The following is an 18778-nucleotide window of genomic DNA, read 5'->3' on the forward strand; positions in this document are numbered from 1 at the left end:
ACCGTACTTAGTGCACGAGATTTCCACGGATCGCCGCGTCCGACGGAAGACCCGTGCACAAAGCCAGGTTGGCGGGGCGCGACGGGATGGCCTAGCCTAGACGTATGAAGAGTTCTGCAGATGTGCAGGCGCCGACCGGGGCGGTGGGGTGGGGAGGGAGCAGCACAGATGCCTGCAATGTGCGGCTGGTGGATCCGGAGCGGGTGGCGAGTGTCAATGCCAGGATGCCTGCCGAGGAGGATGTCGTCGACACGGCTGACGTGTTCAGCCTGCTCGGCGATCCGCGCCGGCTGAAGCTGCTGGTCGCCCTGCTCGACGGGGAGCTCTGCGTCTGCGATCTCGCGGCCGTCACCGGGATGAGCGAGTCCGCGACTTCCCATGCCCTCCGCCTCCTGCGCGCGCACCGCGTGGTCGCCGTACGACGAGACGGCCGGATGGCCTACTACCGTCTGGACGACGCCCACGTCCGGATGCTCGTCGATCTGGCCGTCGCCCACACCGAGCACACCGACGCCATCCACCCCGAGCGGTCCGACGCATGACGGCCGAAGCAGGCCACGGTCACGGCCATGGCCATGGGGTGAGCGCCGAGGCGGATCGGAGGCTGCTCAGCGGTGCGCTCGCGCTGATTGTCGGGTTCATGGCGGCCGAGGTGGTCGTCGGTATCGCGGCCGGCTCGCTGGCGCTGATCACCGACGCGGCCCACATGCTCACCGACGCGATCGCCATCGTGCTCGCCCTGATCGCGATCCGGCTGGCCGCGCGCCCACCGGCGGGTGGGTTCACGTACGGACTCAAGCGGGTCGAGATCCTGTCCGCGCAGGCCAACGGCATCACGTTGCTGCTGCTCGCGGCGTACTTCGTCTACGAGGCGATCAACCGGATGATCGACCCGCCCGAGGTGAAGGGCGCGCTGGTGCTGATCACCGGTGTGGTCGGCATCGTGGTGAACCTGCTCGCCACCTGGATGATCAGCAAGGCGAACCGCTCGAGCCTAAACGTCGAGGGCGCGTACCAGCACATCCTGAACGACTTGTTCGCGTTCATTGCGACCGCGATCGCCGGCCTCGTCGTACTGGTCACCGGCTTCGCCCGGGCTGACGCGATCGCAGCCCTGGTCGTCGCCGCGCTGATGCTGAAGGCCGGTGTCTCACTGGTCCGCGACTCCGGCCGGATCTTCCTCGAGGCCGCTCCCGCACACCTCGACCCGCAGGCCCTCGGCGTCGAGTTGTGCGCGGTCGAAGGCGTGGTCGAGGTCCACGACCTGCATGTCTGGGAGATCACCTCCGGCGAACCGGCCGCCTCCGCCCACGTCTTGGTCGCGGAAGGGCTTGACTGCCACCAGATCCGGGTCGAGATCGAGGCCCTACTGGCCGAGCGTCACCAGCTGACCCACTCAACACTGCAGGTCGACCACGCCACCGGCGACGAGGTCGACGCCCACTGCAGCGATGCCCACGGCACCGTTCACCGCTCGGTCACAGCCGCTGGAAGAGGATCTGACCCGGCCATTCCGAATCATTGACCGGTACGGCGAACTCGCGCTCCCGGGTGAACCCCTGCTTCTCGTAGTACCGGACCAGCGCACCGTCGCCACCCGCGAAGCAGTCCACCCGCAGCAGCCCAACACCGTCAGCACGCGCCAGCTCCCGCGCGTGATCGAGTAACGTCGCACCGATGCCCTGACCGGCCGACGCCCGATCCGTCACCAGCAGGCGCACGTACAACTCCGGCTCGTCCGCCGCCGGCACGTACGGCAACGCCGCGCCCACGGCCAGTGCACCGACCACCCTGTCGTCCGTCTCGGCCACCCACAAGCCGCCGTCGTCGGCGAACCCGGTGATCTGCGCGATCCGCCGCGGATTCGTCGAATGCGGCTCGGTGCCCCACTGGTCGGTCCGCCCGCGCGCGACCAGCCACTCGGTGGCCCCGTCGAGCAGGCCCAGCACCGCCGGTACGTCGTCCCGCCCCGCGCGGCGGATAGTCATCTGCACCGTCCCAGAATAGTTTGGCGGGGGATGTCGAAGCGCGGCCGTCAGTCTCTACCTAGGGGTGTAGAGAGGAGCTCACGATGAGCAACAAGACCGGAAAACTGGACAAGACGTTCACCGCGCCGCTGCTGAAGAGCGACGCCAAAGGCGGCTGGACCTACCTGAAGATGCCCGGGTCGGCCGAGTACTTCGGCACCCGTGGCCTGGTCAAGGTCCGCGGCACCATGGACGGCCACCCGTTCGAGAGCTCGTTCATGGCCCTCGGCGACGGCACCCACAAGCTGCCGGTCAAGGGCGAGCTCCGCGACCTGATCGGCAAGGAGCCGGGCGAGGAGATCACCGTCCACCTCGAGGAGCGCCTCGGCTGACCGCAAGGGCCTTCGCTTGCGTCGGGCCCGCAGTCCGGCAGCCGCCCTCTGGTGGGTGAGCCAACCAGGCGGTGGGTTCGCATACCGGATTCCGGGTGGCTGACCCACACAGGGGTGGGTCAGCCCACCAGAGGGGACGGTCAGGCGAGGGAGACCAGCTCCAGGTAGTCGTCGGTCCAGAGGTCCTCGGTGGCGTCCGGGAGGATCAGCACCCGGTCGGGGCGGAGGGCCTCGATGGCGCCTTCGTCGTGCGTGACCATGACGATGGCACCCGGGTAGCTGCCGACCGCGCCGAGGACCTCGTCGCGGGAGGCCGGGTCCAGGTTGTTGGTCGGCTCGTCCAGGAGCAGCACGTTGGCACCGGAGTGGACCAGTCCGGCGAGGGCCAGGCGGGTCTTCTCGCCGCCGGACAGGACGTGGGCCGGTTTCTCCGCGTCGTCGCCGCTGAACAGGAACGAGCCGAGCACGTTCCGGACCTCGCCGTCGGTCAGGCCGGGCGCGACCGACGCCAGGTTCTGCCGGACGGTGCCGGCCAGATCCAGCGTGTCGTGCTCCTGGGCGAAGTACCCGAGCCGCAATCCGTGACCGTGCACGACCTGACCCGCGTCCGCCTCCTCGCGACCGGAGAGCAGCCGGAGCAGCGTGGTCTTGCCGGCACCGTTCAGCCCGAGGATGACGACACGACTCCGCCGATCCACGGCCAGGTCGACCCCGTCCAGTACCTGCAGGCCGCCGTACGCCTTCTTCAGACCGGTGGCGCTGAGCGGTGTCTTCCCGGACGGTGCCGGTTCGGGCAGCCGGATCCGGGCCACTCGGGCGGCACGTCGTACCGGCTCGAGATCGGTGAGCAGCTTGTCCGCCCGCCGCGCCATGTTGCGCGCGGCAACGGCCGTGGTGGCGCCGGCCCGCATCTTCGCCGCCTGGGCATGCAGGACCGCCGCCTTGCGCTCCGCCGTGTTGCGTTCCCGGGTACGGCGACGCTCGTCGAGCTCCAACTGGTCGAGGTACCTCGCCCAACCGGTGTTGTGGATGTCGATCGTGGTCCGCTGCGGATCCAGGTGGAACACCCGGTTGACCGTTGCCGCGAGCAACTCACGGTCGTGGCTGATGATCATCAGCCCGCCCTGGTAGCCGAGCAGGAACTGACGCAGCCAGACGACCGAGTCGGCGTCCAGGTGGTTGGTCGGCTCGTCGAGCAGCAACGTGTCGTGCTGCGCGAACAGGATCCGGGCCAGCTCGACCCGGCGCCGCTGACCGCCGGACAGTTCGCCGACAGGCTGCTCGAGCGCGCGGTTGGGCAGGCCGACGCCGGCCGCCAGCCGGGCCGCCTCCGCCTCGGCCGCGTACCCGCCGCCGGCCTGGAACTCGGCCTCGGCCCGCGCGTACGCCGCCATCGCGCGCTCCTGGGCCTCGCCGACCGCTGTGCTCATCGCGGCCTCGGCCTTGCGAAGGTTGCGGACGGCGACGTCCAGCCCGCGGGCCGACAGGATCCGGGCCGTGACCGTGAGCTTCGGGTCGGCGGCGCGCGGGTCCTGGGGCAGGTAGCCGACAGAGCCGGCCACGGTGATGGAGCCGGACGCCGGACGGTCTTCGCCGGCCAGGGTCTTCATCAAGGTGGTCTTGCCGGCGCCGTTGCGGCCGATGAGCCCGACGCGGTCGCCGGGGCTGAGGTGGAACGAGAGGTCGGACAGCAGCAGGTGGGCGCCGACGCGAATATCTACACCGCGAACGGTGATCATGGTTACTCTCCGTGATAGCTAGTGGACGCACTTCTGGTGTGGAAGCGAGTCCGCAGCTAGACACAGAGGCAAGTAGCCATGCCCCCAGACTAAATCGGCCCTCGAGAGCCGCCAACCGATTTACCGCGGGGCCCGGAGCGGCACCACCCCCGGAGGTGCCGCTCCGGGATCCCCCTCCCCCCGGGACTGGACTAGTGGAGGCGGACGCGGGGGTCGAGGGTGGCGTAAGCGATGTCGACCAGGATGTTGGCCACGACCACGGCGGCCGAGGCGAACAGGACGATGCCGATGATGACCGGGAGGTCCTGCTGGTTGATCGCGGTGACCGCGGTCTGGCCCAGGCCGGGGAGGCTGAAGACCGTTTCCGTGACCACGACTCCGCCGATGAGCTGGCCCAGGTCGATGCCGAACTGGGTGACCACCGGCGTCATCGCACTGCGCAGACCGTGACGGACGATCACCCGGCTCTCCCGGATGCCCTTCGATCGCGCCGTACGGATGTAGTCCTCACCCAGGACGTCGAGCATCGAGCCGCGGGTCAATCGCGTGTAAGTGGCCGCCAGCAACAAAGCCAGCGCGATCCACGGCAGGAACAGGTGCTGGAACCACGGCCCGATCCCCGCACTCAGCGCCGAGTACCCACCGGCCGGGAACCAGTGGAACCCTTCCAGCGTGAGCCGGAAGTACAGGAAGTACAGCAGCAACAACCCGAGCAGGAACGACGGGAACGAGTAGAAGAACAACGAGAACAGGGTCAACCCGCGATCGGCCAGCGACCGCGGGTGCACGGCCGAGATCACCCCGTTGAACACCCCGAGCAGCAACCACAGTACGGCGGCACCGAGCGCGAGCGACACCGTGATCGGCAACGCCTGCCCGATGATCGTTGTCACCGGCACCTGGTGGTAGTAGTCGTACCCGAGATTGCCCTGCAGCGCGTTCTCGACGAAGTGCAGGTACTGCTTCCAGACCGGCAGGTCCAGGCCGAGCCGGTGCTTGATCAGCGCGATCGTCTCCGGCGTCGCCTGCCGCCCGGCCAGTGTCTGCGCAACGTTGCTGGGAGCAACGAAGAACAGCCCGAACACGGCCACCGTGATGAGCCAGAGGACCAGGATCCCGTGGCCGATCCGGCGAATCAGGAAAACGACCATCACTAGCTCCGATCCGCGCGCGGGTCGAAGGCGTCCCGCACCCCGTCGCCGAACAGGTTGAACGCCAGCGTCGTGATCAGCAGCGCCAGACCGGGGAAGAGGATGAACCACCACGCGGTCGTGTAGTAGTTCTGCGACGCGCTGATCATCCCGCCCCAGTCCGCGGTCGGCGGCGGCAGCCCGAGCCCGAGGAACGACAGCGTCGCCTGGGTCACGATCACCACCGGGATCAGCAGCGTGGTGTAGACGATCACCGGCGCCAGCACGTTCGGCAGTACGTCGACGAACATGATCCGGGTGTCCCCCGCGCCCAGCGACCGGGCCGCCTCGACGAACTCGCGCTCCCGCAGCGACAGCACCTGACCACGCACGATCCGGGCCACCGACGCCCAACTGAAGAACCCGATCACCAGCACCGTAACGGTCAGGCTCGGCCCGGTGACCGACACCAGCGCGATCGCCACCAGCAGGAACGGTACGGACAGGACGACGTCGATCAGCCGCGCCAGCACAGTGTCGACGAGTCCACCGAGGAACCCCGCCGCCAGCCCGAGTACGACGCCGATCACCACCGTGATCGCGGTCGCGATGATGCCGACCAGCAGGGATACGCGAGCGCCGTACGCGATTCGCACCAGGATGTCACGGCCCAGGTCGTCGGTGCCCAGCCAGAACGTCCCGTTCGGCCCGCGCGGCAATCCGTCCGGCGTCAGCCCGATATCGCGGTACTGCTCGTTCGGCGGATGCCCGGTGAGGTGCGCGAACACCGGCGCGAAGATCGCCATCAGTACGATCAGCACGATCACCGCCAGCGAGATCATCGCCACCTTGTCCCGCCGCAACCGCCGCAACGCCAGCACGAACGGACTACGCCCCTCGATCGCCGGCGCCTCGATAGTCGTGTCAACCAGATCGATCGCGGTGGTCATGGGGCCTCCCGGCCTGGACTGAGGAGCGGAGGGAGCGAAGCGACTGGAGTGACGAGGGAAGGCCGGGAGTCACAGCCCCATGACCCTGCCGGCGCCGAAGGCCCGGCCAAAAGCACAGTCATGAGGCCTTCAGGTCGGGTACGGCGGTCGAGAGATCTTCGCCGATCGTCAGGGGATGGATGCAGGCGGTCCGGTGTTCACCGGCGTCGTCCAGTACGGCGACCAACGGCGGCTCAGCCGCGGCGCAGTCGGAGCGGGCCTTCGGGCAGCGGGTGTGGAACCGGCACCCGGCCGGCGGGTTCGTCGCGGCCGGGATGTCGCCGCCCAGGATGATCTGCTCGCGACTGTCGGCCGTGTCCGGATCCGCCACCGGCAGCGCCGACAGCAGGGCCCGGGTGTAGGGATGCCGGGTCTGGCCGAACAGTTCGTTCGTCGGTGCGAGCTCGGCGATCTTGCCCAGGTACATCACCGCGATCCGGTCACTCACGTGCCGGACCACGGACAGGTCGTGCGAGATGAACACGTAGGTCAGATCGAACTCGCGTTGCAGATCCGCCAGCAGGTTGATGATCTGCGCCTGGATCGACACGTCCAGCGCCGACACCGGTTCGTCGCAGATCACCAGCTTCGGCCGCAGCGCCAGCGCCCGGGCGACCCCGATCCGCTGCCGCTGCCCGCCGGAGAACTCGGCCGGGAACCTGTTGTAGTGCTCGGGGTTCAGCCCGACCAGCTCCATCAGTTCCTGGACCTTCTTCTTCCGCTCCGCACCCGACGCGATGCCGTGAATGCTGAACGGGTCACCGATGATCGAGCCGACCCGGCGGCGCGGGTTCAGCGAGCCGTACGGGTCCTGGAAGATCACCTGGACCTCGCGGCGGATCGGCCGCATGGCCTTGCGGGACAACGTGCTGATCTCGGTACCGTCGAACCACACCGAGCCAGACGTCACGTCGTACAGATGGGCCATGCAGCGGGCCAGCGTCGACTTGCCGCAGCCGGTCTCGCCGACCAGCCCGAGTGTCTCGCCCTTGCGGACCTCGAGGGAGACGCCGTCGACTGCCCGGACCACCTCCCGTGAATGCGTGGGGAACTCCTTCCGGACATTCTCAACACGCAGCAGTACGTTACTCATCCACGTCCTCGCTTCGCTCCGGGCGCGGATGAGGCTCCGACCGTGCTGTGCTTGATGATGAACTCGCTTCGCTCGTTCATGACGCAATCGCCTCGCTTACGTCGTGGGGAAGCCAGCAGGCCGACTGGTGTCGCGGGTCGCCGCCGACGTCGGTCAGCGGCGGAGCCTCGGTGCGGCACTTGTCGAACACGTGCGGGCAGCGGGACGCGAACGGGCACCCGGCCGGCAGGCTGATCAGGCTCGGCGGGCTGCCCGGGATCGGGGTCAGCCGATCACCGCTGCGAGCCGGCAGGGAGGCCAGCAGCCCTTGTGTATAAGGGTGATGGTTGCGGTAGAAGATGTCGCGACGCGGTGCCCGTTCCATCACCGAGCCGGCGTACATCACCACCACCTCGTCGGCCATCTCGGCCACCACCCCGAGATCGTGGGTGATCAGGATGATCGCCGTACCGAACTGCTCCTGCAGGCGGCGCATCACGTTCAGCACCTGGGCCTGCACGGTCACGTCCAGTGCGGTGGTCGGCTCGTCCGCGATCAGCAGCGCCGGGTCGAGGGCCATCGCCATCGCGATCATCACGCGTTGCCGCATTCCGCCGGAGAACTGGTGTGGGTAGTCGTCGATCCGCTCGGCCGCCCGCGGGATGCCGACCAGGGTGAGCAGGTCGGCGGCCCGTTGCCGGGCCGCCGACTTGCTGATGACCCGGTCATGCGCACGGATCATCTCCACTATCTGCCAGCCGATCCGGTAGTGCGGATGCAGGCTGGACAGCGGGTCCTGGAAGATCATCCCGATCTGGGCCCCGCGCAACCGTCGCAGGGTCGCCTGATCGGCACCGATCAGGTCCGTTCCGTCGAAGAACGCCGTACCGGAGACCTGGGCGCCGCGGGTCAGACCGGTGATGGTCTGGGTCGAGACGCTCTTGCCCGAGCCGGACTCGCCCACCACCGCCAGGGTCTGTCCGGCCTCGACGTCGAACGACAGGCCCCGGACGGCACGGACGGCGCCGTCCGGGGTGTCGAAGGAGACCCGGAGGTCCCTTACCTCAAGCAGGGCCATGAGGTCAGCCGCCCTGCTTGTCCTTGCTCAGCCAAACGTTCGTGGGATCGAACATCTGCAGGTTCGGAACGTAGACCGCGTTGTTCACCTGCGGTGCGTGGTAGTTGGCCTGCTTCGGGTTGGTGAGTGGGAAGAACGGCGCGTCGGCCATCACCTGGGCGTCGGCCCTGGCCCACAGATCCTCGGCCTGGTCCTGGCTGGTCGCCTTCTCGGCCTGGTCGATCAGCGCGTTCGTCTGCGGGCTGGTGTAGAGCCCGAAGTTGCTCCCGATCGGCGGGAACGACGGCTCACCGGAGAACAGCGGCTTGAAGAACGACAACGCCGCGTTGCCGTACCAGTCCGCACCCCAGCCGGCCAGTGACAGGTCCCAGACGCCGCGCTTGGCGACACTCGGCACCTGCAGGTACTTCACGTAGAAGTCCGCGTTCGGCGACGGTACGCCGACCACCGTGATACCCGCCTTGGACAGGTCCTGCTGGATCGTCTGGAAGGCCTTGCTGCTGCCCTCGGACGCGTTCCGGTACAGGAATTTCAGCGTCAGGTGCGGGTACCCGGCCTCGGCCAGCAGTTGTTTGGCCTTGTCCACGTCGTTCGGGTACGGATCGATCTGCTTCGAGCCGAGGATGTTGTCCGGCAGCACGTGGGTCAGCGGCGGGTTCAGCGTCGGGCCACCGAGCACCTGCAGGACGTGGTCCCGGTTGATCGCGTAGCTGATCGCCTGGCGCACCTTGGGATTCGCGAGCGCCTTGTTGTTGTTCGGCGAGGCGGTGTTGTACACGACGTACGGGTTGCTGGACGCGGTCGGGCCGAGGTTCAGGTTCGGGTCCTTCTTCGCGATCAGCGCCGGGAGCTGCGATGGTGGCGGGGCGACGTCCCATTCGAGATCGGCGGTCGGGGTCCCGGTCTGCAGTTGCTGCTGGATCGAGTCCTGACTGACTGTCTCGTTCACCGTGATCTTGTCGACGTACGCCTTGCGAACCGGGTCGGTGGAGGCGTTCCAGGCCGGGTTGCGCGAGTACGCGATCGACTTGGTCGGCACCCACTTGTCGACCTTGTACGGACCGTCGGACGGGAAGTTGTTGCCCAGCTCGGTGCTGGCCGGCAGGTACTTGAGCACCTCGACCGGGGCCGGTGAGAAGGCCGGCAGCGTCAGCATGTCGACGAAGTACGTGGCCGGCTGGGTGAGGTGGAACACGACCGTGGTCTGGTCCTTGGCGACCATACCGGGCAGCGGCGTCTTGTCGATGTACGCCTTGATCGCGGCCGGGGTCTTGTCCACCTTGGCGAAACCGTCGGCGAACGCCTTGTAGCCCACGATCAGGTTGGCGAAGTCGGGGATGCCGCCGAACGGCTGGACCGGGTTCGCGGTCCGCTTCACGCCCAGGACCATGTCGGCCGCGGTGACCTGCCGGGCCGGAGTGGTGTTCCACTGGGCGCCGGGCCGGATCTTGATCGTGTACGTCTTGCCGTCGGCACTGATCCCGCCGTTGTCCTGGGTCGGGATCTCGGTGGCGAGGTCGGCGACCGGCTTGGTGTTCTCACCACCCGGTTCGGCCGGGTAGGTGAACAGCTGGCGGGCCCACATCCGCACGTTCAGATAGCCGACCGAGTAGTACGTGATGTTGGGATCCATGTAGTCGACATCACCGGCCCCGAGCATGTTCAGGGTGCCGCCGGTGACCGGTGCGGCCGCGGTACCGCCGGATCCGGACGTTGATCCGCCACCACTGTTACATGCGGCGAGCATCAGCGTCGCCACGGCGGCAAGGGATACTGCCGCCAGCCGTCTTCTGGCCATTGGTCCTCCTCCAGGACTTGATAGCGCCGAAGTTAGGACGCCTGGCCCCGCGTGGAACCCGGGTCACAGAACCGTCAAGGCCTTGTCACCCGGCGCCCGCGCGAAGATGACGAAGTCATGACAGAAGTCACCGTTGTTTCGGCCTTCCGTAGGCCACACTGGACCGGTGGCACACAGCCTGCTGTTGGTCGATGACGAACCGCGCATCCGGCGGGTACTGCGGCTCGCCCTGGAGGACGAGGGGTACGAGGTCGCCGAGGCGGCGAACGGGTACGACGCGCTGGCCGCGCTGCGCCGGGAGCCGCCGGACGTGGTGCTCCTGGACCTGATGCTGCCGGACCGCGACGGCTTCACGGTCTGCCGCGAGATCCGCCGTACCAGCGACGTGCCGGTCATCATGGTGACCGCGCGGACCGACAGTCATGACGTGGTCGCCGGGCTGGAGGCGGGCGCGGACGACTACGTCACCAAGCCGCTGGTGGCCAAGGAGCTGTCCGCCCGGATCCGGGCATTGCTGCGGCGGGTCGAGCCGGCCAACGCACGGCAGCTGGACCTGCTGGTGGTCGGGGATCTCCGGATCGACGTGGCCGGGGCCGAGGTGTCGCGCGGCGACACGGTGCTGCCGCTGACGCGGACCGAGTTCAAGCTGCTGGCCGAGCTGGCCGGTGCCGAGGGCAAGGTGCTGAGCCGGGAGCAGTTGCTGTCCAAGGTCTGGGGCTACGGGTACTTCGGTGACAGCCGGATCGTCGACGTCCACATCCGCCGGCTGCGGCTGAAGATCGAGCACGACCCGGCCAGCCCGAAGCACCTGGTCACGGCCCGCGGCCTGGGCTACCGCCTGGTGAGCTGACCAGTGCGGGGACGGTTCAGCCTGCGCGGGCGGGTCATGATGGCCTACGGCCTCCTCGCACTCGGACTGTCCTCGGTGCTGGCACTCGTCACCTGGAGCGTGGTCTCGGACTACCTCACCCAGCAGCGTCAGTCCTCCGCGCTGGTGGAGACGGCCGACAATGCGGCGGCCTTCCACTACGGGCTGTTCGGCGCCCCGAAACCCTGCCGACCGGCTCGCGAACGGGCCGAGTGCGGCAGCCCGACCCCCAATCCGGACGTCAGTATCATCGAGCTGCTGAACAGCCTGCCCTCCACGGACTCCGCTGCCTCGATGGTCTTGTACGACGACAAGTGGTACTCGCTGACCGGGAAGCCGTCCGACCTGCCCGCCGACCTGATCGACGCGGTTCGCAACGGCAGTACGGCGCATCGCCGCATCACCGTCGGTGGTCAGCAGGTGCTGGCGGTCGGCGTACCGATGAGCCGTCCCGGAGTGGCGTTCTTCGAGTGGCATCCGCTGGCGAGCCTGGACCACACGCTGCGGACGCTGAAGGTCACTCTGGTCGCGGCGGCGATCGTTGCCGCGTTGATCGGTCTGGCCGTCGGGCGGCTCGCGAGCACGCTTGCGCTGCGGCCCCTGGCGGCGCTGACCCGGGTCGCGGACGCGGTGGCACGTGGCCAGTTGGATGCGCGATTGCAAGTGGAGAACGACCGGGACCTGGGTGGGCTGGCGCGGTCGTTCAACCAGACCGCGGCGAACCTGGAACGGCGGGTGGCCGCGGACGCCCGGTTCGCCGGGGATGTCAGCCACGAGTTGCGTACGCCGTTGATGACGATGCTGAACTCGATGCAGCTGATCCAGAACCATCGCGCCGAGTTGCCTGGTCCGGTGCGTGAGCCGGTCGAGTTGCTCGGTGACGACCTCGACCGCTTCCGCCGGCTGGTGATCGACCTGCTGGAGATCTCCCGAGACGACGGCGGTGACCAGGGCAGCCGGGAGATCGTCCGGATCGCCGACCTCGTCCGGGCCGCCGCGAACGCGACTGCCGGACGTGACCTGACCACGGTCGCGCCGGAGGCCGAAGGCCTGTCCTTGCAGGCGGACAAACGCCGGCTGGAGCGGGTCATCGCCAACCTGGTCGAGAACGCCGAGGACCACGCCGGCGGCTGCAAGGGCGTCGGCGTCGAAGCCGGCGGGCTGGGCGTCATCATCACCGTTGACGACGCGGGACCCGGTATCCCCGTGGAGGACCGCGACCGGATCTTCGAACGCTTCGGCCGCGGCGAAACCAGCAACCGGAGTCGCGGCGTCGGCCTCGGCCTGGCCATCGTCGCCCGCCACGTCGAATGGCACCACGGCACCATCCAGGTCACCGACCGCCCCGGCGGCGGCGCCCGCTTCATCGTGGAACTCCCCGCCAAGACCACTTGATGGGTACCGAAGGACAGGACGAGTTCCGATAGGCACCCAGTTCCGCGGATCCGCTGAGCGCGGCAGGTGCGAGCGGGATGGAACACCTCCTGTTCTTCGGTACCGTGTGCCGGTGGAGATCGTGGTGTTTGGCGCAGGTGGGATCGGGTGTTATGTCGGCGGGCGGTTGGCGGCGACCGGGACCCCGGTGACGTTCGTCGGGCGTCAGCGGATGGCCGACGAGTTGGCCGCGCACGGGCTGCGACTGACGGACTACCTCGGAGCGGATCTTCGGGTGGCCGACGTGCGGTACGAGACCTCACCGGAGGCGGCCGCGGAGGCTGATCTGGTGCTGGTGACGGTGAAGTCGGCCGCGACGGAGAGTGCGGCCGGTGAGCTGGCCGAGGTACTGAAGCCTGGTGCAACAGTCGTCAGCTTCCAGAACGGCGTACGCAACGGGGAACTCCTGCGGGAGCGATTGACGGACCAGGTCGTGGTGACCGGGATGGTTCCGTTCAACGTGCTGAACCGTGGTGGCGGTGTGTTCCACCAGGGCACGGAAGGTGCGCTCGACATCCAGCGTCATCCGGCGTTGGCGTCGTACGTCGAAGCATTCGCTCGGGCCGGACTACCGCTGACACAGCACGACGACATCCTGCCGGTGCAGTGGGCGAAACTCCTGCTGAACTTGAACAATCCGATCAACGCGCTGTCGGATCTGCCGCTGCGGGACGAGCTGTCGCAGCGCTCGTATCGCCGGTGCCTGGCCGCGGCTCAGGCAGAGACGCTCGAACTCCTCGACGCCAGTGGCATCACACCGGCCAAGCTGCTGCCGGTCCCGATGCACCGCTTCCCGGCGATCCTCCGCCTGCCCGACTTCCTCTTCCGCCGGCTCGCCGCCAAGATGCTCGCCATCGATCCCTTGGCTCGCACCTCGATGTGGGAAGACCTCGAGGCCGGCCGGACCACCGAGATCGACTACCTCAACGGCGAAGTCGTCCGCCTGGCCGAATCCCTCGACCGCGCCGCACCGGTGAACTCCAAGCTCGTCTCGTTGATCCGCGAGGCCGAAGTCAACCGCCGCGCGTGGTCCGGCCCGGACCTCCTCCGCGAACTGTCATAGACGCGCGGCCGGCGGGAGATCGGCCGGGTCGGCGATCGGCCAGGCGAGCGGGGTCGTGCCGAGGCGGGCAAGTTCGTCGAGTTGGAGGACGCACCACGGGGACAGCTCCGGGACGTCGAGCGGCCAGGATTCCCAGCGGTACGACGCCACTTCGTCGGGATTGGGCGTGGGTACGCCGGTCCAGTTGACCCGGTAGACGGGACACAACTCGTTCTCCACCATCCCGGTCGGCATCTCGGCGCGGTAGCGGAACTCCGGCAGGACCAGGTCGATCTGGTCGGTGACGATCCCGAGTTCGTCGACGAGGCGGCGTCGTACCGCGTCCGTCACCGGCTCGCCGGGAAGTGGATGCCCACAGCAACTGTTCGTCCAGGCGCCCGGCCAGGTCGGTTTGCTGAACGCCCGTTGGGTGATCAGCACGCGACCGGTGTCGTCGACCACATAACTGGAGAACGCCAGGTGGAGCGGGGTCGCCGCATGGTGGACCGTCTCCTTGGCCTCCGTCCCGATCGCCCGGCCGGCCTCGTCCAGCAGCACTACCCGCTCGTCCGTCACACCGTCGAGCCTAACCCGATGTCGGCATCGGCCTCGGCCTGTTAGCCTGTCCCCGTGATCAAGCGATTCGTGGCGTATCGACCGGCTCTGGGAGGGGCCGGCATTCGGTAGCGCCCACAACTCGCTCCACCCAGAGCCTCCGAGGCAGGAACCGTCCGGTTCCTGCCTCTTTCCGTTGCCGGAGGCCTCTGCTGGGTGCCTCCCTGTCCTGAGAGGAACCCATGATCGAACCAAGTACGGTGGTCGACCGCTTACGTCGTACCACCGACGACGTCATCGGCGAGAGCGAACTGCTCGAACGGCTCGCGTCCGGGCGACCGCTGCGGATCAAGTACGGCGTCGACTGCACCGCGCCCGATCTCCATCTCGGGCACGCGGTCAACCTGTGGATGATGCGGCAACTGCAGGATCTCGGCCATCGGGTCGTGTTCCTGCTCGGCGACCTCACCACCCGCGTCGGCGACCCGACCGGGCGAACCGAAACTCGTCCGGTCCTCACCCCTGCGCAGATCGAGGCGAATGCGCAGTCGTTCCTCGAGCAGGTGTCGATCGTGCTGCGCACCGACCCCGAGGTCTTCGAGGTACGGCGGAACTCCGAGTGGTACGACGGGATGCGGGTGGCCGAACTGTTGGGTCTGTTCGGCCAGGTCACGCAGGCCCAGTTGATGGCCCGGGACATGTTCCGCGAGCGGGTCGCGGCCGGGCGGGAGATCGTGGTGCACGAACTGGTGTACCCGGTGCTGCAGGGGTACGACAGCTTCGCGATGCAGAGCGACCTCACCATCGTCGGGTCGGACCAGCTGTTCAACGAGCAACTCGGCCGGCACTTCCAGCAACGCCTCGGCGCGCCTCCGCAGGTGGTACTGACGACGACGATCACGCCTGGCCTCGACGGCCGGGCGAAACAGTCGAAGTCGCTGAAGAACTACGTCGCGCTGACGGACACCCCGCGGGACAAGTTCGGCAAGCTGATGAGCATCCCCGACTCGCTGGTGGAGAGCTACGCCCGCGTCTACACCGAACTCCCCCTCGACACGGTCGCCGCCCTCGCATCGGCCGCGGCCGTCGGCGGCCCACCCGCGCGCGACGCCAAACTCCGCCTGGCCGCCGCCGTCGTCACCCGCTACCACGGCGCCGGCACCGCCCGCACCGAACTCGACGCGTTCACCCAAACCTTCACCGCCGGCCAGCAACCAACCGACATCCCAGAAATCCTGGTCCCAGCATCGGCCGCAACCGTGCTCGACCTCCTTCAGGCCGCCCGCCCCACCGACAGCAAATCCACCCTCCGCCGCCTCATCCGCCAAGGCGCAGTCACGATCAACGGCACCCGAGCCAACGACCCCGACCAGACTGTCCCGTTGACACCCGACGTACTCCTCAAATCAGGCCGCCGCACCTGGCACCGCATCCGGCAGGCCTGAAAACCGGGAGACGGGACCCCGGCGGGTGGTCAGACTGGGCGGGTCGAGCGGGCTTATTCGAGAGGTGTGGTTCGATGACGATTTTGGTGACTGGGGCGAGTGGGAATGCGGGTGGGGCGGTTGTGCGGGCGTTGGCGACTGCGGGCCTGCCGGGGCGGGCGCTCGTGCGGAAGCCGGTTGAGCTGCCGGGTGGGATCGAGCCTGTGTACGGCGATCTGAATCGGCCGGAGTCGTTTGTCGATGCGTTGCCGGGGGTGTCGGGGATCTTCCTGCTGAGTGGGTACGACGGCGTCGAGGAGCTGCTGGACAACGCCGTACGGGCCGGGGTTCGCAAGGTCGTGTTGTTGTCGAGCAGTTCGCTGGACAGCGCGGACACGTCGAACGCGATCGCGGCGTATCACCAGGCCGCCGAGGAGGCGGTGAAGGCGTCGGGGCTGGAGTGGACGTTCCTGCGGCCGAACTCCTTCATGTCCAACACGCTGCGCTGGCTGGATCAGCTGCGTGCGGGCGATGTGATCCGGGTGCAGTTTCCGGACGTGGCGATCTCGACGATCCATCCGCTCGACATCGCCGACGTCGCGGTTCAGGCGTTCACCGGGGATCACGCCGGCGCGATCCACCGCCTCACCGGGCCGGTCGCGCTCACTCCACCGCAGCAGGTGGAGATTCTCGGCTCAGCGATCGGCCGCGCGTTGACGGCGTACCCGATGACACGCGCCGAGACGCATGACGAGTTGCAGGCGACGATGCCCCCGCAGTACGCCGCCGCGATCGAGAGCTTCTTCGCCGACGGCATCATCGACGAAACCTCGGTCAACGACACCGTCGCCCACGTCACCGGCCACCCACCCCGCAGCCTGCAGGACTGGACCCGAGAGAACGCCGCCCTGTTTGCCTAGTCGACCTGGGTCATTTCCTCCAGAAGCCCATTCTGGGTGCGGTGTGGTTGAACGTGGTCGGCAGTGGGCCGCTGGTGAGCCTGGTGCGGGTGTGTGGATCCAGGTCGAGGTCGTAGTGCGAGACGACGTGATTGGCGGCCGCGCTGATTGTCAGCAATACGACATTCCTACCGGGACAGACCGCCGGGCCCTCACTGAACGGGATCAGCGGCCACGACCGGTCCGAGCGGCCGTCCAGCCAGATCTCCGGGACGAAGTCGTTCGCGAAGTCGAGCGCCTCGTCGTCGCGGTGGAACACCGAGCTCACGATCGCGAACTCGGTCCCGGCCGGCGCGGTGCCGGCTGCCCACCGCGTCTCGACCAGGGCTTCCCGCAGTACGACGAGAGTCGTCGGCCACAACCGGACCGACTCCTGCACGGCGGCACCGGCGTACGCACGCAGCGCCGACCCCTCCTCGGCGATGGTCTTGGCAGCGTCCGGCCTCGTCGCGAGTACGGCGAGGAGACGCCAGAGCGCGATCCCGGCGGCGTCGAACGCGAACAGCCAATGCGGCACCTGACCCGCCGGATCGAGTCCTCCCCCGGGTTCGACGGTGCGGCTGTCCCGCTTGATGGTGCTCAGCATGAGCGCTTCGACGAGGCTTCCGGGTGCGGCGTTCTCGACGTACTTCCCAAGCTTTCGATCCAGACGCTCCTGCGCGTTCCGGTTGCGTGGGTGCAGAGCGGCCCAGTTGGCGTTCGAGCGCAGTACGTCGAGAAGCCGGGTGAGCTCGGTGTCGTCGCGGGCCTTGTCGCCGAGCACGATGCGCCGGACGATCCGCGACCAGATCGTCCGGAACTCGGTCCAGCCCAGCGTGCCGCTCGGATGGAGCTCCTGGGTGACGGCGGCGACCATCGAGTCGGCGTAGCGGTGGACAGGGTGGTGGAAGTCGAGGGCTTCCTCGTTCAGCTCGCGCCGGGCTGCTCGCAGCGGCGGGTCGGTGGCGAGGACGGCGTGCGGCTGGAAGTGCTCCAGTGCTGCGACCTTGTCGCTGCTCGCCGCGGAGAACGGTTCGGGCGTTTCGCGGAGGATGCGATGGACGTGGTCCGGATCCAGGACCAGCGCGATGGTCCGGCCCGGGAGCCGGAGTAGAAGCGGCCCCTCGCCGTACCGCCGACGCAACGCTCGCACCCGCTGGAGCGCGCGGTCGTCGGCGTGGAACAGCTCGGCGGCTCTAGAGGCCGCAGGTCGGCGCAGGATCGCGCCCTGCGCGACCACCGGTAGCAGCACGTCGCGGACCGCCCGGGCGGCGTCCGGGAACGTCGCAGTGGGAAGCATGTTGGCCCGGTGCCCGACAGGGCTGGTGACAAACTCGACTGAGGGTCGACCGGCTATCGAGGTGGTACCGGGAGCGGATAGCGTCGCAGTGAGGGGTCGCTCGGGAGGTGAAGCAGTTGCTGGACCGGGTACGGCGGTTCTGGCTGTCCCGTCATCCGCGCACGCGGGCGTTGGCGGTGCTCGCGCCCTTCATCGCGCAGTACCACGCCATGACCGGCCAGGATCTGACCGACCGCGTGCTCGGCGACTCGGTCGTGCTCGGACTGGCTGCGATGTACGGCGCTCTGCCGCGAGCCGCCGAGGAGAGCGCGGAGCGATGGTTGTCGGAGTGCTCAGCGGCGGTCGATCGGGCGTCGAACACGCACTGGCAGCTCAATCAGCACGCCAACGATCTGTTGCCCGAGGTCTCCGAGGCGATCTGGTGCCGCCTCCACCACCTGGATTCCGGCGGAAGGCCTTAGCCCAGGCTCCGTGGGCTCAGTCAGCTGGGGCTCAGGTGGCTGGGGGTTCAGGTGGCTGGGCTGAGGGCGGCTACGTACTCGGTGCCGGAGCAGACTGTGCCCAGCCTGGGGAAGACAGCGGAGACGGCGAACTCGTGCGCACCACCGTCGAGCCCGGTCATCGCGTCGGTGATGTAGACGACGTCGTACCCGAGATCGTCCGCGGCCCGCCCGGTCGACTCGACGCCGAAGTTGGTCGCGATCCCCGCCAGCGCGACCGTCTCGATGCCGCGCGTCTGCAACTCGCGATCCAGCTCGGTCCGCCCGAACGCGCCGATCGTCCGCTTGACGATCTCCAGATCGCCCGGCTCCGGATGGACCCCGGGCGCGAACCCGCTGCCCTCGGGCTGGATCTCGACGCCGGGCCGTTCCACTCGCACGTTCACGACCAACCCGCCGACGGACCGCGTCGCCTTCGCCAACGCGATGCACCGCTCGAGCACCTCTGACCCGGTCAGCGGCGCCGTCTCCAGCGCCACGATCCGCGGCATCAGATCGATCAGGACCAGCGCGGTACTGCGGGGATCCAGCCTGAGATCGGTCATACATCGA

Annotated in this window: 19 protein-coding genes; 9 read left to right on the forward strand and 10 right to left on the reverse strand. The window is 68.2% G+C overall.

Going from position 1 to position 18778, the window contains the following annotated elements:
* The first annotated feature begins 104 nt into the window (after positions 1-104).
* Both V9K99_RS08685 and V9K99_RS08690 read left to right on the forward strand, forming a co-directional pair.
* Positions 105-542 (forward strand): ArsR/SmtB family transcription factor, encoded by a 438-nt coding sequence (locus V9K99_RS08685; RefSeq protein ID WP_337322892.1) that lies wholly within the window; start codon positions 105-107, stop codon positions 540-542.
* Positions 539-1525 carry a cation diffusion facilitator family transporter gene (locus V9K99_RS08690; RefSeq protein ID WP_337322891.1) on the forward strand — a complete coding sequence of 329 codons (987 nt, stop codon included), beginning with the start codon at positions 539-541 and terminating at the stop codon, positions 1523-1525. The genes V9K99_RS08685 and V9K99_RS08690 overlap by 4 nt, the downstream gene beginning before the upstream one ends.
* Here the strand turns inward: V9K99_RS08690 and V9K99_RS08695 are convergent.
* On the reverse strand, positions 1479-1988 hold the full coding sequence (locus tag V9K99_RS08695; protein ID WP_337323391.1) for a GNAT family N-acetyltransferase: 510 nt from the start codon (positions 1986-1988) through the stop codon (positions 1479-1481). The genes V9K99_RS08690 and V9K99_RS08695 overlap by 47 nt on opposite strands.
* Positions 1989-2071: 83 nt before the next feature.
* Between V9K99_RS08695 and V9K99_RS08700 the strand changes: the two genes are divergently transcribed.
* On the forward strand, positions 2072-2359 hold the full coding sequence (locus tag V9K99_RS08700; protein WP_337322890.1) for a DUF1905 domain-containing protein: 288 nt from the start codon (positions 2072-2074) through the stop codon (positions 2357-2359).
* 140 nt (positions 2360-2499) lie between these two features.
* On the opposite strand, the gene V9K99_RS08705 is transcribed toward V9K99_RS08700, so the two are convergent.
* The 6 genes from V9K99_RS08705 to V9K99_RS08730 all read right to left on the reverse strand — a co-directional run bounded on the left by V9K99_RS08705 (position 2500) and on the right by V9K99_RS08730 (position 10165).
* A complete protein-coding gene (locus V9K99_RS08705) occupies positions 2500-4098 on the reverse strand; it encodes an ABC-F family ATP-binding cassette domain-containing protein (RefSeq protein WP_337322889.1) in 1599 nt (532 codons plus the stop codon).
* Between the two features lie 191 nt (positions 4099-4289).
* Entirely contained in the window at positions 4290-5249 is a 960-nt protein-coding gene (locus tag V9K99_RS08710; protein WP_337002724.1) for an ABC transporter permease, read from the reverse strand.
* A 2-nt stretch (positions 5250-5251) separates the two neighbouring features.
* Positions 5252-6178, reverse strand: a complete 927-nt coding sequence (locus V9K99_RS08715) for an ABC transporter permease (protein WP_337002722.1) — start codon at positions 6176-6178, stop codon at positions 5252-5254.
* A gap of 118 nt (positions 6179-6296) precedes the next feature.
* Positions 6297-7310, reverse strand: coding sequence for an ABC transporter ATP-binding protein (locus tag V9K99_RS08720; RefSeq protein WP_337002720.1), 1014 nt, complete (start codon positions 7308-7310; stop codon positions 6297-6299).
* 76 nt (positions 7311-7386) lie between these two features.
* Positions 7387-8367 (reverse strand): ABC transporter ATP-binding protein, encoded by a 981-nt coding sequence (locus tag V9K99_RS08725; RefSeq protein ID WP_337002718.1) that lies wholly within the window; start codon positions 8365-8367, stop codon positions 7387-7389.
* 4 nt (positions 8368-8371) lie between these two features.
* Complete coding sequence (locus V9K99_RS08730) at positions 8372-10165, reverse strand: ABC transporter substrate-binding protein (RefSeq protein ID WP_337002716.1); 1794 nt, start codon at positions 10163-10165, stop codon at positions 8372-8374.
* A gap of 166 nt (positions 10166-10331) precedes the next feature.
* Here V9K99_RS08730 and V9K99_RS08735 point away from each other — a divergent pair, with 166 nt between their 5' ends.
* The 3 genes from V9K99_RS08735 to V9K99_RS08745 all read left to right on the forward strand — a co-directional run bounded on the left by V9K99_RS08735 (position 10332) and on the right by V9K99_RS08745 (position 13530).
* Positions 10332-11015, forward strand: a complete 684-nt coding sequence (locus V9K99_RS08735; RefSeq protein ID WP_337002714.1) for a response regulator transcription factor — start codon at positions 10332-10334, stop codon at positions 11013-11015.
* 3 nt (positions 11016-11018) lie between these two features.
* Positions 11019-12428 (forward strand): HAMP domain-containing sensor histidine kinase, encoded by a 1410-nt coding sequence (locus V9K99_RS08740; RefSeq protein WP_337002712.1) that lies wholly within the window; start codon positions 11019-11021, stop codon positions 12426-12428.
* A gap of 112 nt (positions 12429-12540) precedes the next feature.
* Positions 12541-13530, forward strand: a complete 990-nt coding sequence (locus tag V9K99_RS08745) for a 2-dehydropantoate 2-reductase (protein ID WP_337002710.1) — start codon at positions 12541-12543, stop codon at positions 13528-13530.
* On the opposite strand, the gene idi is transcribed toward V9K99_RS08745, so the two are convergent.
* On the reverse strand, positions 13525-14085 hold the full coding sequence (idi, locus tag V9K99_RS08750; RefSeq protein ID WP_337002708.1) for an isopentenyl-diphosphate Delta-isomerase: 561 nt from the start codon (positions 14083-14085) through the stop codon (positions 13525-13527). The two genes, V9K99_RS08745 and idi, sit on opposite strands and share 6 nt — an antisense overlap.
* Positions 14086-14306: 221 nt before the next feature.
* Between idi and tyrS the strand changes: the two genes are divergently transcribed.
* Together tyrS and V9K99_RS08760 are read left to right on the forward strand one after the other, a co-directional pair.
* Positions 14307-15509: a tyrosine--tRNA ligase gene (gene tyrS / locus V9K99_RS08755; protein ID WP_337002706.1), complete on the forward strand. Its 1203-nt coding sequence runs from the start codon at positions 14307-14309 to the stop codon at positions 15507-15509.
* 74 nt (positions 15510-15583) lie between these two features.
* Positions 15584-16408 (forward strand): NAD(P)H-binding protein, encoded by an 825-nt coding sequence (locus V9K99_RS08760; RefSeq protein ID WP_337002704.1) that lies wholly within the window; start codon positions 15584-15586, stop codon positions 16406-16408.
* 10 nt (positions 16409-16418) lie between these two features.
* Here V9K99_RS08760 and V9K99_RS08765 read toward each other — a convergent pair whose 3' ends face one another.
* A complete protein-coding gene (locus V9K99_RS08765; RefSeq protein ID WP_337002702.1) occupies positions 16419-17726 on the reverse strand; it encodes a cytochrome P450 in 1308 nt (435 codons plus the stop codon).
* A 107-nt stretch (positions 17727-17833) separates the two neighbouring features.
* On the opposite strand from V9K99_RS08765, the gene V9K99_RS08770 reads away from it, so the two are divergent.
* Positions 17834-18187: a hypothetical protein gene (locus V9K99_RS08770; RefSeq protein ID WP_337002700.1), complete on the forward strand. Its 354-nt coding sequence runs from the start codon at positions 17834-17836 to the stop codon at positions 18185-18187.
* A gap of 47 nt (positions 18188-18234) precedes the next feature.
* Here the strand turns inward: V9K99_RS08770 and V9K99_RS08775 are convergent, their stop codons facing one another.
* On the reverse strand, positions 18235-18771 hold the full coding sequence (locus tag V9K99_RS08775) for an isochorismatase family protein (RefSeq protein WP_337002698.1): 537 nt from the start codon (positions 18769-18771) through the stop codon (positions 18235-18237).
* Positions 18772-18778 lie beyond the last annotated feature (7 nt).

This window comes from Kribbella sp. CCNWLW201 (assembly GCF_037203805.1).
Taxonomy (GTDB): Bacteria; Actinomycetota; Actinomycetes; order Propionibacteriales; family Kribbellaceae; genus Kribbella.

What these genes read in the sequence shown, in the direction of transcription:
- V9K99_RS08730 (WP_337002716.1), bottom strand. Translation starts at nt 10,165, where the DNA reads ATGGCCAGAAGACGGCTGGCGGCAGTATCCCTTGCCGCCGTGGCGACG.
- V9K99_RS08690 (WP_337322891.1), top strand. Translation starts at nt 539, where the DNA reads ATGACGGCCGAAGCAGGCCACGGTCACGGCCATGGCCATGGGGTGAGC.
- V9K99_RS08760 (WP_337002704.1), top strand. Translation starts at nt 15,584, where the DNA reads ATGACGATTTTGGTGACTGGGGCGAGTGGGAATGCGGGTGGGGCGGTT.
- V9K99_RS08685 (WP_337322892.1), top strand. Translation starts at nt 105, where the DNA reads ATGAAGAGTTCTGCAGATGTGCAGGCGCCGACCGGGGCGGTGGGGTGG.
- V9K99_RS08720 (WP_337002720.1), bottom strand. Translation starts at nt 7,310, where the DNA reads ATGAGTAACGTACTGCTGCGTGTTGAGAATGTCCGGAAGGAGTTCCCC.
- V9K99_RS08725 (WP_337002718.1), bottom strand. Translation starts at nt 8,367, where the DNA reads ATGGCCCTGCTTGAGGTAAGGGACCTCCGGGTCTCCTTCGACACCCCG.
- V9K99_RS08700 (WP_337322890.1), top strand. Translation starts at nt 2,072, where the DNA reads ATGAGCAACAAGACCGGAAAACTGGACAAGACGTTCACCGCGCCGCTG.
- V9K99_RS08705 (WP_337322889.1), bottom strand. Translation starts at nt 4,098, where the DNA reads ATGATCACCGTTCGCGGTGTAGATATTCGCGTCGGCGCCCACCTGCTG.
- V9K99_RS08715 (WP_337002722.1), bottom strand. Translation starts at nt 6,178, where the DNA reads ATGACCACCGCGATCGATCTGGTTGACACGACTATCGAGGCGCCGGCG.
- V9K99_RS08765 (WP_337002702.1), bottom strand. Translation starts at nt 17,726, where the DNA reads ATGCTTCCCACTGCGACGTTCCCGGACGCCGCCCGGGCGGTCCGCGAC.
- V9K99_RS08695 (WP_337323391.1), bottom strand. Translation starts at nt 1,988, where the DNA reads ATGACTATCCGCCGCGCGGGGCGGGACGACGTACCGGCGGTGCTGGGC.
- V9K99_RS08710 (WP_337002724.1), bottom strand. Translation starts at nt 5,249, where the DNA reads ATGGTCGTTTTCCTGATTCGCCGGATCGGCCACGGGATCCTGGTCCTC.
- tyrS (WP_337002706.1), top strand. Translation starts at nt 14,307, where the DNA reads ATGATCGAACCAAGTACGGTGGTCGACCGCTTACGTCGTACCACCGAC.
- V9K99_RS08775 (WP_337002698.1), bottom strand. Translation starts at nt 18,771, where the DNA reads ATGACCGATCTCAGGCTGGATCCCCGCAGTACCGCGCTGGTCCTGATC.